General features: G+C 60.9%; 13 protein-coding genes. 12 read left to right on the forward strand and 1 reads right to left on the reverse strand.

Annotated elements, in window-relative coordinates; translation table 11 throughout:
• The first annotated feature begins 81 nt into the window (after nucleotides 1-81).
• Nucleotides 82-621, forward strand: a complete 540-nt coding sequence (locus tag J5274_RS16675; RefSeq protein ID WP_142823474.1) for a biliverdin-producing heme oxygenase — start codon at nucleotides 82-84, stop codon at nucleotides 619-621.
• On the forward strand, nucleotides 618-3,188 hold the full coding sequence (locus tag J5274_RS16680) for an HWE histidine kinase domain-containing protein (protein ID WP_142823475.1): 2,571 nt from the start codon (nucleotides 618-620) through the stop codon (nucleotides 3,186-3,188). The genes J5274_RS16675 and J5274_RS16680 overlap by 4 nt, the downstream gene beginning before the upstream one ends.
• Nucleotides 3,189-3,198: 10 nt before the next feature.
• Here the strand turns inward: J5274_RS16680 and J5274_RS16685 are convergent, their stop codons facing one another.
• The gene (locus J5274_RS16685; RefSeq protein ID WP_142823476.1) at nucleotides 3,199-3,849 is read right to left on the reverse strand and encodes a TetR family transcriptional regulator C-terminal domain-containing protein; all 651 of its coding nucleotides are present in this window, start codon (nucleotides 3,847-3,849) and stop codon (nucleotides 3,199-3,201) included.
• A 298-nt stretch (nucleotides 3,850-4,147) separates the two neighbouring features.
• Here J5274_RS16685 and J5274_RS16690 point away from each other — a divergent pair, with 298 nt between their 5' ends.
• The 10 genes from J5274_RS16690 to J5274_RS16735 all read left to right on the forward strand — a co-directional run bounded on the left by J5274_RS16690 (nucleotide 4,148) and on the right by J5274_RS16735 (nucleotide 12,857).
• Nucleotides 4,148-5,401 (forward strand): Zn-dependent hydrolase, encoded by a 1,254-nt coding sequence (locus J5274_RS16690; protein WP_219274684.1) that lies wholly within the window; start codon nucleotides 4,148-4,150, stop codon nucleotides 5,399-5,401.
• 3 nt (nucleotides 5,402-5,404) lie between these two features.
• Nucleotides 5,405-5,932, forward strand: coding sequence for an endonuclease domain-containing protein (locus J5274_RS16695; protein ID WP_142823477.1), 528 nt, complete (start codon nucleotides 5,405-5,407; stop codon nucleotides 5,930-5,932).
• Nucleotides 5,933-6,080: 148 nt separating this feature from the next.
• On the forward strand, nucleotides 6,081-7,535 hold the full coding sequence (hydA, locus tag J5274_RS16700; protein ID WP_142823478.1) for a dihydropyrimidinase: 1,455 nt from the start codon (nucleotides 6,081-6,083) through the stop codon (nucleotides 7,533-7,535).
• A gap of 2 nt (nucleotides 7,536-7,537) precedes the next feature.
• Entirely contained in the window at nucleotides 7,538-7,915 is a 378-nt protein-coding gene (locus J5274_RS16705) for a hypothetical protein (protein WP_142823479.1), read from the forward strand.
• Nucleotides 7,906-8,721, forward strand: a complete 816-nt coding sequence (locus tag J5274_RS16710) for an ABC transporter ATP-binding protein (protein WP_142823480.1) — start codon at nucleotides 7,906-7,908, stop codon at nucleotides 8,719-8,721. Before J5274_RS16705 ends, J5274_RS16710 begins: the two co-directional genes overlap by 10 nt.
• A gap of 3 nt (nucleotides 8,722-8,724) precedes the next feature.
• Nucleotides 8,725-9,060: a hypothetical protein gene (locus tag J5274_RS16715; RefSeq protein ID WP_142823481.1), complete on the forward strand. Its 336-nt coding sequence runs from the start codon at nucleotides 8,725-8,727 to the stop codon at nucleotides 9,058-9,060.
• A gap of 2 nt (nucleotides 9,061-9,062) precedes the next feature.
• Nucleotides 9,063-9,950 (forward strand): ABC transporter permease, encoded by an 888-nt coding sequence (locus J5274_RS16720; RefSeq protein WP_209184444.1) that lies wholly within the window; start codon nucleotides 9,063-9,065, stop codon nucleotides 9,948-9,950.
• Nucleotides 9,947-11,074 carry an ABC transporter permease gene (locus J5274_RS16725; RefSeq protein ID WP_142823483.1) on the forward strand — a complete coding sequence of 376 codons (1,128 nt, stop codon included), beginning with the start codon at nucleotides 9,947-9,949 and terminating at the stop codon, nucleotides 11,072-11,074. The genes J5274_RS16720 and J5274_RS16725 overlap by 4 nt, the downstream gene beginning before the upstream one ends.
• A gap of 59 nt (nucleotides 11,075-11,133) precedes the next feature.
• Complete coding sequence (locus J5274_RS16730; protein ID WP_209184446.1) at nucleotides 11,134-12,102, forward strand: ABC transporter substrate-binding protein; 969 nt, start codon at nucleotides 11,134-11,136, stop codon at nucleotides 12,100-12,102.
• Nucleotides 12,103-12,440: 338 nt separating this feature from the next.
• Nucleotides 12,441-12,857, forward strand: a complete 417-nt coding sequence (locus tag J5274_RS16735) for a hypothetical protein (RefSeq protein ID WP_142823485.1) — start codon at nucleotides 12,441-12,443, stop codon at nucleotides 12,855-12,857.
• Nucleotides 12,858-12,875: the final 18 nt, after the last annotated feature.

Below are 12,875 nucleotides of genomic sequence, written 5' to 3' on the forward strand. Positions count from 1 at the left end.
ACTGGATATAATCCAGCCCTCAGGTATACCGGGTTCTTGGTGCTCTCACTGGGCAGTAAATATGCTGTTCGGGCCGACTGAATGACTTTTCGAAATGCCCTCCGTGCCGGCACTGCCGAGTACCATGATGTTGTCGACCATCTGTTTGGTCGCTTCGACATGACCGATCGCGTCCACTATACTGCATTTCTGACAGGCCACGCGCGCGCCCTTCCTGCAGCCGAGCAAGCTCTCGAGGCCGCCGGAATTGCCCGCATCTTCCCGGATTGGCCGGAGCGTCGCCGTAGCCATCTGTTGCGGGCCGACATGGCGACGCTCGAGCTGGTCATGCCCCCGCCTGTCGCCTTGGCTGCCTTCTCCTCCGACGATGAAATCTGGGGCGCAGCCTATGTCATCGAAGGTTCGAAACTGGGCGGCGCGATGCTTGCAAAGCGCGTACCGGAACATTTTCCCTCCGCATATCTCTCCTACCAGGGACCCAAAGGCGCCATGAAAGCGTTTATGGATAGGCTGGATGCGGCTGCACCCGTTGACAGGGAGCGCGCGATAGCGGCGGCTAGGTCTGTATTTGCCGCTTTCAGGGCCGCCGCCGAACTCGAACTGGAGAAATCCGCCTTTTGACCGATGAATTGCAGCGTATCGACCTAACCAATTGCGATCGTGAGCCGATCCACCAGCTCGGCACGATACAGCCGTTCGGCTTTCTCCTGGCATTGTCGTCCGATTGGCTGATTGCACGGGCCTCTGTCAATCTCGGCGAATTCATCGGCGTGGAGCACGAGCAGATCCTGGGCCGGCCGCTGACGGAATTGTTTACCCCGGACGCTGTGCACACGCTGCGTAACCGGATGGCCGTGATCCGCGGGCAGGATACCGTCGAACGCCTGTTCGGCGTCGTGCTGCGTGAAGGTGGCGCACGCTTCGACATTGCGCTGCATATTTCGGATAGACAGATAATCATCGAGGCGGAGCCGTCGCCTGCGGCCGACGAAAGTGGTGCGATATCGATTCGCAGCATGACCGCGCGCCTTGACCAGACGGACACACAGCAGGCCTTCTTTCGCGAAGGCGCACGGCAGGCGCGCGCACTGACCGGCTTCGACCGCGTTATGATCTATCGTTTCGACGAGAGCGGCGCAGGTGAAGTCGTGGCGGAAGCGGCGCGATCGGGCATCGGCTCTTTTCTCGGATTGCACTATCCTGCCTCCGACATTCCAGTACAGGCGCGTGCACTCTATCTCCGCAACCTGTTCAGGATCATCTCCGACGTCGATGCCGTTCCTGTGCCGATCGCACCGCAGCTTACCGAACATGGACAGCCACTCGATCTTTCCATGTCGGTTCTGCGATCGGTATCGCCGATCCATATCGAATATCTGAAGAACATGGGTGTGGAAGCATCGATGTCGATTTCGATCGTTGTCGAAGGTGCGCTGTGGGGCCTGTTTGCCTGCCATCACTACAGCCCTCGCCTGCCCTCGCTGGAACGACGCGCCAATGCCGAATTGCTCGGACAGATGTTCGCCTCGCGCCTGGAAAGCCGCGAACGGCGGATAGCGCTTGAATACGAGCGCAAGGCTAAGCAGATCGGCGATCGCCTGCTGACATCGGTCGCCGGCAATACCAGCTTGCTCGATGACCCCGCCTGGCTGATCGACGCTCTCGCCGATGTCATTCCGGCAGACGGAGTGGGCGTCTGGATCGACGGGCGCATGGCTCTGAGCGGCGCCACCGTCTCCGAAGATCAGGTCGCCGAGCTGACGTCGCTTCTCAATCGAAATGCCGCAGGCAGGGTCTTTGCAACGGACAGCATTCGAAGCTGGTATCCGGACTGGGACGAGAGCACCCATGTCTGCGGCCTTCTGGCTATCCCGATTTCCCGCTCTCCCCGTGACTATGTCATCCTTTTTCGCCAAGAGATCATCCGCTCCGTGCGCTGGGCAGGCGATCCTAACAAACCTGCCGAGTATGGTCCGGGCGGTCCACGCCTTTCGCCGCGCAAGAGCTTCGAGAGCTGGTCGGAAATGGTGCGCGGCCACTCCCTCGCCTTCACCGCCCCTCAACTGCGCGTCGCCGAGACGATCCGGGTGGCCCTGATCGAAGTGATCCTGCGCCTCTCCGAGGAAGCGAATGCGGAGCGGCGTGTTGCGAGCGAGCGTCAGGAACTGCTGATTGCCGAACTCAACCACCGCGTCCGAAATATCCTCAGCCTGATCGGAGGGTTGATTCGCCACTCGAAATCCGCAGATCTTTCTGTCGACGGCTACATCGAGCAGCTTCAGGGACGCGTGCAATCGCTCGGCCGCGCCCACGACCAGCTGACCCAGGACCAGTGGGCGCCGGCGTCGTTCAGGCAACTGCTGGAAGCGGAAAGTGCCGCGTATCTCGGCAAGACCTCCGGCCGACTGGATATCAACGGCCAGGAGGTGCTGCTGGACCCGAAAGCCTTTACGACATCGTCGCTGGTCTTCCACGAACTCGTTACCAACAGCGTCAAGTACGGCAGCCTTTCGGCTGCGGGCGTCGTTGCGATCGACTGGGATCGGGATGCCGAGGGCAATCTGCGCATCCAGTGGCGTGAAAGCGGCGGCCCTGCCGTGACCACACCCACGCGCGTCGGTTTCGGATCGACGATCATCCGACGCTCGTTCATCTACGATCTGGACGGCGAGACCAGCATCCGCTTTGCCGAAGGCGGCCTGGAAGCAGATTTTGTCATTCCGGCGAAATTCGTGACCTTTGTCAGCGCCGCCGTACTCACCGCTCCGCAGAAAGAAATGATCGACAGCCAGATTGCTTCCGCACCGCTCGGTCAACAACCGCTCGCCGGAATGTCGGTGTTGCTTGTGGAAGACAATCTGATCATTGCCATGAACGGTGAGGATATTCTGAAAAGCCTCGGCGCTGCCGAGGTCATCGCCGTTCCCAACGTGTCGCAGGCGCTCGCCGCCCTAGACCAGCAGCCGCTCCAGATGGCGCTGCTGGACGTCAATCTCGGCGTGGAGACGAGCTTTCCCATCGCCGACCGGCTGATAGGCATGAATATCCCGTTCGGCTTCGTGACCGGCTACGGAGACAGCATCCCGCAGGGCGACACCTATGCGGACATCCCCGTCCTGCAGAAGCCCTACACCTGGGAGAGCATCGAGGCATTTCTGGCGGTCGTCCTCAGGCCGCGCGACGAGTGAATGCCGGTGATTACGCCTTCTTCTGCGGGATCATCAGCCCGTTGACGAAAAGCTGCTCCAGATAACGGGCGGCATCCTCGAACCGGCCCTCGCCGGAGCTCCCCTGCCCGAGGACCGCGCGCACCTGGACGTCGAAGTCGGCATAGTGCTGCGTGGTCGACCATATCGAGAAAATCAAGTGATAAGGGTCGCATTTGGCAATCTTGCCGGCCTTCGCCCAGGCGCGGATGACAGCCGCCTTCTCGTCGACAAGGCTCTTCAGCGGCCCCTTCAGCTCGTCCTCGACATGCGGTGCACCCTGCAGCATCTCGTTGGCAAACAGCCGGCTTTCGCGCGGAAAATCCCGGGCCATTTCCAGCTTGCGACGGATATAGCTGCGGATCTCGCTCTCGGGATTTCCTTCCGGATTGAAGACGCGCAGCGGTTCGAGCCAGGTGTACAAAACGCGATCGATCAGGGCTCGGTGGATCGCCTCCTTGGTGCGGAAATAGTAGAGCAGATTGGGCTTCGACATGCCGGCAACCTCGGCAATCTGGTCGATGGTGGAACCGCGAAAACCATGCATTGAAAAGACATCGAGGGCGGCCTCGAGAATAACCTCTTCCTTTACTTCCTGGATGCGGGTGCGGCGCTGCGTCTTCGCCGCTCTGGGGGTCGCCATGTCGATTTCGCTTCTCCTTGAAACCCGCGCAGTTGTCACTTCCGCCACGCGCCGGCGCCAAATCTGATCGTCCGGGTATCTGCCTGTATTTTGTCGCCGCTTTTCGCGATTTTCATCTTGAGCACCGGCGTGGAAGCTGTAATGTTTACCAATCGGTCAAATTATCGATGAGTTGCAATACAAAGGCAACCGTCGATTTTCCGGAGCAAGAAAAACAAAAAACGCTCCGCAGCAAGACCAAGGGAACGACCGGTCATGCCGCTCGCATGGCCGCGACAAAACGGGCGAGGATTATCATATGGTGGCCGCACCAGGCGAAAACATGCGTATCAATGGCGACCGCCTTTGGGATGCGCTGATGGATATGGCGAAGGTCGGACCAGGCATTGCCGGCGGCAACAACCGCCAGACGCTCACCGATTCCGATGGCGAAGGACGCCATCTCTTCCAGCAATGGTGCGAAGCAGCCGGAGTGACTGTCGGCGTCGACCGCATGGGCACGATGTTTGCCACCCGGCCCGGTACCGATCCCGACGCACTTCCGGTCTATGTCGGCTCGCATCTCGACACCCAGCCTACCGGCGGCAAATACGACGGCGTTCTCGGCGTGTTGGCCGGTCTCGAAGTCGTGCGCACCATGAACGATCTCGGTATCAAGACAAAGCATCCAATCGTCGTCACCAACTGGGCCAATGAAGAGGGCGCCCGCTTTGCTCCGGCGATGCTGGCCTCTGGCGTCTTTGCCGGCATTCACGATCTCGACTACGCCTACAGCCGCAAGGATCCGGACGGAAAGACCTATGGCGACGAACTGAAGCGTATCGGCTGGCTCGGCGACGAGGAAGTCGGCGCCCGCAAGATGCACGCCTACTTCGAATACCATATCGAGCAAGGCCCCATCCTCGAAGCCGAAAACAAGGCGATCGGCGTCGTCACCCACTGTCAGGGCCTATGGTGGCTGGAGATCACGCTCACTGGCCGCGAAGCCCATACCGGCTCGACACCGATGGCGCTGCGCGTCAACGCGGGCCTTGCCATGTCAAGAATTATCGAGATGGTCCAGGCCGTGGCGATGGAAAACCAGCCGGGCGCTGTTGGCGGTGTCGGCCAGGTATTCTTCTCTCCCAACTCCCGCAATGTGCTGCCCGGCAAGGTCGTCTTCACAGTCGACATCCGGACGCCGGATCTGGCCAAACTCGACCGGATGCGCGAAAGGATCGAGACCGAGGCGGCAGGCATCGCCGAAGCCCTCGGCGTCGGCTGCTCGATCGAGGCCGTCGGCCATTTCGATCCGGTGACCTTCGATCCGACATTGGTGTCAGCGGTCCGCAACGCCGCCGAAAAACTCGGCCTCAGCCACATGAACATCATCTCCGGCGCCGGCCACGACGCCTGCTGGGCCGCCAAGGTGGCCCCGGCCACGATGATCATGTGCCCCTGTGTCGGCGGCATCAGCCACAACGAGGCGGAAGATATTTCCAAGGAATGGGCATCAGCCGGCGCCGACGTACTGTTCCACGCGGTGGTGGAGACGGCGGGGATCGTGGAGTAGACGATGCTAGTCACGTCGAGCGATAGCAAGGCTGCGGGGGCTGTGTCTTCTCCCTTCTCCCCTGCGGGGAGAAGGTGGCCCGAAGGGTCGGATGAGGGGCGCGAAATGCACGAGGATGACATCACTAGACGACGTCCCGGTAAAACCCAGCAGGCCCGGCGATTGCGCAAAAATGAGACTGAAGAGGAATACCGTCTTTGGAGCGATCTGAGAAATCGGCGCCTGAATGGTCACAAATTCGCACGCCAAATTCCATTAGGCCCTTACGTGGTGGATTTTCTCAGCCGCGAAACAGGCTTGATCGTTGAGGTCGATGGCGTCCAGCATGCAGAGATGCAATCGGACACCCGCCGTACCCGGTGGCTTAACCAGCACGGTTATTCGGTCATACGCTTTTGGAACCAGGAGGTTCTTCGTGAGCGGCGGGCAGTTCTGGACACGATCCTGGCAGCCCTTGAAGGGCAGCTTTCTGTCCGAGACGAGATACTACGCTTTTATCCTGCGATCGACACCGGAAAGAGGCCCGGATGACCAGATCCTGTAGGCCCCTCATCCGGCCCTTCGGGCCACCTTCTCCCCAACGGGGCGAAGGGGAAGCATGCCGCAATCCCGGCGAGGGCGGATGGTCTCTTGCCAAGACGTTTGAACACCGAAAATTTCACAATCGGGAACGAAAGCCATGAGCACAGTCATCAAGAACGGCACCGTTGTCACGGCCGACCTGACCTACAAGGCCGACGTCAAGATCGAGGATGGGGTGATTGTCGAGATCGGGCCGAACCTTCTGGGAAATGAAGTGCTCGACGCCACCGGCTGTTATGTCATGCCGGGCGGCATCGATCCGCATGTGCATCTCGAGATGCCGTTCATGGGCACCTACTCGGCCGACAATTTCGAAAGCGGCACGCGCGCAGCGCTTGCAGGGGGCACGACGATGGTCGTCGATTTCTGCCTGCCGGAGCCCGGCCAGTCGCTGCTCGATGCGCTAAACCGCTGGGACAACAAGTCCGCCAGCGCCAATTGCGACTATGCCTTCCACATGGCGGTGACCTGGTGGGGCGAGCAGGTCTTCAACGAGATGGAGACCGTCGTCAAGGACAGGGGCATCAACTCCTTCAAGCACTTCATGGCCTACAAGGGTGCCCTGATGGTCGACGACGACGAGATGTTCCACTCGTTCTCGCGCTGCGCCGAGCTTGGCGCCTTGCCGATGGTGCATGCCGAGAACGGCGATATCGTCGCCCAGATGCAGGCAAAGCTGATGGCGGCGGGTAACAATGGTCCCGAGGCCCACGCCTATTCCCGGCCTGCCGCTGTCGAGGGCGAAGCGACCAACCGCGCTATCATCATCGCCGATATGGCCGGCGCGCCGCTCTATGTCGTCCACACCTCCTGCGAGCAAGCACACGAGGCCATCCGGCGCGCCCGCCAGAATGGCATGCGCGTCTATGGCGAGCCGCTGATCCAGCACCTGACGCTCGACGAAACCGAGTATTTCGACAAGGATTGGGACCACGCCGCCCGTCGCGTCATGTCGCCACCGTTCCGCTCGAAGCTGCATCAGGACAGCCTGTGGGCGGGTCTGCAGTCAGGCTCGCTGCAATGCGTCGCGACCGACCATTGCGCCTTCACCACCGAGCAGAAGCGCTTCGGCGTCGGCGACTTCACCAAGATCCCCAACGGCACGGGCGGCCTCGAAGACCGTCTGCCGATGCTGTGGACCCATGGCGTCGCCACTGGCCGCCTGACGATGAACGAGTTCGTCGCGGTCACCTCCACCAACATTGCCAAGATCCTGAACATGTATCCGAAGAAGGGCGCGATCCTGGTCGGTGCGGACGCCGATATCGTCGTCTGGGACCCCACTCGTGCCAAGACGATCTCGGCTGGAAACCAGCAGTCGGCCATCGACTACAACGTCTTCGAGGGCAAGCAGGTCGTCGGACTGCCGCGCTATACGCTGACCCGCGGTGTCGTTGCCATCGAGGAGACGACGGTGAAAACCCAGGAAGGCCACGGCAAGTTTGTGAAGCGCGAACCCTTCGCCGCCGTCAACAAGGCCCTGTCCACCTGGAAAGACGTCGTCGCGCCCCGCAAGGTCCAGCGCACCGGCATCCCGGCAAGCGGGGTGTAACTGTGCGCGCCCGCCACCTTCTGGTTACCGCCATTCTGCTCGTACCGACCTATGCAAACGCCGATGGCCTGGGACTGGCCATCGACGGCAATTATGGCAGCAAGGAAGGATGCATCTATGCAAAGACCGGAGAATCGAGCGGTGCCGATACATTCCTGCTGCTGACGCCTGATGCCGTGACGACGTCCGTTTCCAGCTGCGAGTTCAAGAAGATCGTCAAGACCAGCAACGACAGGTTCACCGTCACGGCCGCCTGCCAGGCAGAAGGTGAAGACAGCGCTGGCGAAGAGAGAGTTGATATCATCCGTGTAGACAAGAGCAGTTACCGCATCCTTTTCGAGGACGGGACAAAATTGGGACCCGTGAAGAAATGTCGGTAATCGCATCCACGCCAGAACAGAAGATCACGGCATCCGTCGTGTCTGCCCGAAATCTCTGTCTCACCTACCAGACGAGCGATGGTCCGGTGCATGCGCTGAGCAACGTCGATCTCGATGTCCGCAAGGGCGATTTCATCTCCTTCATCGGCCCTTCAGGCTGCGGCAAGACGACGTTTCTGCGCTGTATCGCCGATCTCGAGAAGAAGACTTCCGGCGAAATCGACGTCAACGGCATGACGCCTGAAGAGGCCCGCAAGGCGCGAGCCTATGGCTATGTCTTCCAGGCTCCAGCGCTCTATCCGTGGCGCACCATCGAGAAGAATATCTCCCTGCCGCTCGAAATCATGGGCTACGCGAAGGATGAGCGGGACAAACGCATCGCCCGGACGCTGGACCTCGTCAACCTCACCGGCTTCGAGAAGAAGCACCCCTGGCAATTGTCGGGCGGCATGCAGCAGCGCGCATCGATCGCCCGCGCACTCGCCTTTGACGCCGACCTTCTGCTGATGGACGAACCCTTCGGCGCACTCGACGAGATCGTCCGCGATCATCTGAACGAGCAACTGCTGAAACTCTGGGCCCGCACCAACAAGACGATCTGCTTCGTCACCCACTCGATCCCTGAAGCGGTCTACCTGTCGACGAGGATCGTCGTGATGTCGCCGCGCCCCGGCCGGGTGACCGATATCATCGAATCCACGTTGCCGGCGGAGCGTCCGCTCGGCATCCGTGAAACCCCCGAATTCCTCGCCATCGCCCACCGCGTCCGCGAAGGCCTGCGCGCCGGCCACTCCTATGAGGAATAGGCCATGAACGGCACCTTCCTCCTCTGGCTCGGCGGCGCCATGCTGATCTTCCTCGGCGGCGCCACCGCATCGCGGGCCTATATCGCCACCAGCAATGTCCTGATCCTCGTGCTGTCCCTCGGGCTTTACTGCGTCGGAAACCTGATGATGGTGCGGTTGATGCGCGAGGGCGGCCTTGGCCTTGCCATCTCCGCCTCGGCCATCGTGCAATTGGTCGCCATCAACATCATCGCCTTTGTCGTCTTCGGCGAGCGCCTCAGCTTGGCGCAGATGGCAGGTGTCGGGCTCGGCGTCGTATCTATGGCGTTGATGCTGCTTCCCTTGCAGGGAAAGGCGTGAGCATGGAGAACGAACAGTTTTTCCGGCACAAGTTCATTCCCGTGACGACCGTTCTCCTCGCCATCCTGGCGATCTGGTATGTCGCCACCGTTATCATGAACGCCCCTTTCCAGATCGACCTCGACAGCCGCGCCGGCGTGTCCACAGGCCCACTGGAGTTCATTGGCAGGACGATGGCGCAGCCGAAGCCGACGCTTCCGGCGCCGCACCAGGTGGCGATTGCGGTTTTTGACAACACCTTCCTGCGCGCCATCGATAGCAACCGCAGCCTCGTCTACAACGCCTGGATCACGCTGACATCCACAGCCGTCGGCTTCGTCTTCGGCACGCTTCTCGGTATCCTCATCGCCATCGGCATCGTCCATGTCGTCACGCTCGACCGCAGCCTGATGCCTTGGATCATCGCCTCCCAGACCGTGCCGGTGCTCGCCATCGCGCCGATGGTCATCGTCGTGCTCGCCGCGGTCGACATCACCGGGCTGATCCCCAAGGCACTGATTTCGACCTACTTGTCGTTTTTTCCGGTGACGGTCGGCATGGTCAAGGGTCTTCGCTCACCCGAAGCCATGCACCTGGACCTCATGCGCACCTACAAGGCCACAGCCACCCAGACATTCTGGAAGCTGCGTCTGCCCGCCTCCGTGCCTTACCTGTTCACCTCGATGAAGGTCGGTATTGCGGCGAGCCTGGTCGGCGCCATCGTCGCTGAATTGCCGACCGGAGCTGTCGCCGGCATCGGCGCAAAACTCCTCGCCGGCTCCTATTACAGCCAGACGATCGACATCTGGGCCGCGCTCGTCGCGGGCTCGGTACTAGCGGCCCTGCTCGTCGGCATCGTCAGCATTGCCGCCCGCATCGTCGACCGTGCGATGGGGAGGCGCCCATCATGAAGAACCTCCAGTATTCCTGGCAAAGCCTCGTGGCGATCCTTCTTTGCATCGGCGCCGCCCTCACCTTTCCGCTGATCGAACCCGGCAGCGGCGATCCCATCCTGCCCGGTATCAGCGCCCTGATCTTCTTCATGATCATCATCTCATGCTTTCTGTCGCAGTTGACACTGCCGCCGGCGATCAGTGCTGCCATCCTGTTTCTGGCAGCCCATGAAGTCGCTTGGCTGCTGTTGACCGCAATCACCGGCAATGAGGGCGCCGCCAGACTGTCATTCTTCCTTTTGCTGGCGTCCGCATGGCTGCTCGCGTGGCGCTGCGTCAGCATTCTTTCGGATATCCGCCCGCACTCGCGCTTTTCCGGTACGGTCCTGAGGCTGCTAATTCCGGCGATCTTCGGTGCCTGGATCCTGATCATCTGGGAGGCCGCTACGCGTGGCGCCGGCATCCCGTTCATCATCCTGCCGCCGCCGAGTGCCATTGCCGTCCGAATTGCCAGTTCCTTGCCGATCCTTGCCGCCGACGTTCGCCAGACGATCTTCAAGGCGGTGATCGCCGGCTACGCCATCGGCTGCATCAGCGGATTTCTGGTGGCGATCCTCGCCGACCGCTTCGCTTTCCTGAGGCGCGGCCTGATGCCGATTGCCAACCTCGCCTCCGCCCTGCCAATCATCGGCGTCGCCCCGATCATGGTCATGTGGTTCGGCTTCGACTGGCAATCGAAGGCGGCCGTGGTTACCATCATGACTTTTTTTCCGATGCTGGTGAACACCGTGGCAGGCCTTGCGGCATCGGGAGCGATAGAACGTGACCTGATGCGCACCTACGCCTCGAGTTACACCCAGACCCTGTTCAAGCTCCGGCTTCCAGCCGCAGCACCCTTCATCTTCAACGCATTGAAGATCAACTCGACGCTGGCTCTGATCGGTGCCATCGTCGCGGAATTCTTCGGCACCCCCATCGTCGGCATGGGCTTTCGCATCTCGACCGAAATCGGCCGGATGAACGTCGACATGGTGTGGGCGGAAATCACGGTGGCGGCGATTGCCGGCTCCGTTTTCTATGGCGTCGTGGCCTTGGTGGAAAGGGCAACGACTTTCTGGCATCCGTCGAGCCGTGGTGGCTAGACGGCCTGCTATCCTGGCCAGGGATCGCAGGCATAACTTCAGAGGGAAAAGGGAAGAAAATGAAAAAAATAGTCATGACATTGATGGCCGGCACCATGGCCGTTGCCGCAGCCCAGTCAGCACTTGCTGCCGACAAGGTGACGCTGCAGCTGAAATGGGTCGCCCAAGCCCAGTTCGGCGGCTACTACGTCGCCAAGGACAAGGGCTTCTACAAGGCGGAAGGCCTGGACGTCGACATCAAGCCGGGCGGCCCTGATGTCGCTCCTGAGCAGATCATCGCCGGCGGCGGCGCTGACGTGATCGTCGACTGGATGGGCGGTGCCCTGGTTGCCCGCGAAAAGGGCGTGCCGCTGATCAACATCGCCCAGCCCTTCGAGAAGTCAGGCCTTGAAATGGTCTGCCGCAAGGACGGCCCGGTCAAGACCGAAGCCGACTTCAAAGGCCACACGCTCGGCGTCTGGTTCTACGGCAACGAATATCCGTTCTTCGCCTGGATGAACAAGCTGAAGATCCCGACATCGGGCGGCACGGACGGTGTCACGGTCCTGAAGCAGAGCTTCGACGTCCAGCCGCTGATCCAGAAGCAGGCCGACTGCATCTCGGTGATGACCTACAACGAATATGGCCAGGTCCTCGACGCCGGCTTCAAACCTGAGGACCTCACCGTCTTCAACTATACCAAGCTCGGCGTGAACCTGCTCGAAGACGGCCTCTACGCCAACGAAACGAAGCTCAAGGACCCGGCCTTCAAGGAAAAGATGGTCAAGTTCGTTCGCGCCTCCATGAAGGGCTGGAAATACGCCGTCGAGCATCCCGATGAAGCCGCCGAAATCGTCGTCGATAACGGCGGTCAGGACGAAGCCCACCAGAAGTTCATGGCCGGCGAAGTCGCCAAGCTGATCGGCTCCGGCAAGCTCGACAAGGCGCTCTACGAACGCACCGAAAAAGCCCTGCTGGACCAGAAGATCATCACCAAGGAGCCCAAGGACGCCTGGACGCACGCCATCACCGATGCCGCGCTGAAGTAGTCTTAACGCTCTAACAGTCCTGAAACGCGCGGGCTCTCATGCCTGCGCGTTTCTGCGTTGAGGGGCGGTGAAATTGCCGCGTCAGATCGGGATCCCGAGGCAAAATAGGCTCGGAACCGATTGGTTCATCACCACTTTCGCCCGAACCTGCCGAGATAAAGGCGCACGTGCTGTAAACTGATTGTCACCCGCAGCGGCTATCCTAGCGATATCTGGGTCCTTCGACCTGCAGATTTTCAGCCTGCGGTGGAGCATCCGCCCGCTAGCGGACTGCGTGTTGCCAGCCGCGCCATTTCCAGCGACACTCGCTTTGATCGCAGCCGAACGAGGAGACCGACATGAACAACATCTCCAGTGAAAACGACCCGGATTTCCGCCCGGCGTCCGCCTGCACGCTCTCGGCGATCTTCGACAGCAGGAGCGAAGCAGCGTCCGCAGTCGCCCGCCTGCAAGACGCCGGCATTCCGTCGGAAGCAGTCCATTTCCTCCCCAATATCGCCAGCGAAGGCGACGAGCCGGCAACTGCAGCGGAGCCGGTCGACTTCTGGCACAAGCTCGAAAACTGGTTCTTCGCCGACCACGAGCGAGCCGCCTATTCCGAAGGCCTGCGACGCGGCGGTTTTCTGGTATCGGTGATCGACGTCGACAAGGCGCAGTACGACATCGCCCGCAATATCCTCGACGACGAAGGCTCCATCGACATCGACGAGCGTGCGGACCAGTGGCGTCGGGAAGGCTGGAGCGGCAAGCCTTAACACTTGAGGGCTATGGCG

This window comes from Rhizobium sp. L51/94 (assembly GCF_019355555.1).
Lineage (GTDB): Bacteria > Pseudomonadota > Alphaproteobacteria > Rhizobiales > Rhizobiaceae > Rhizobium > Rhizobium rhododendri.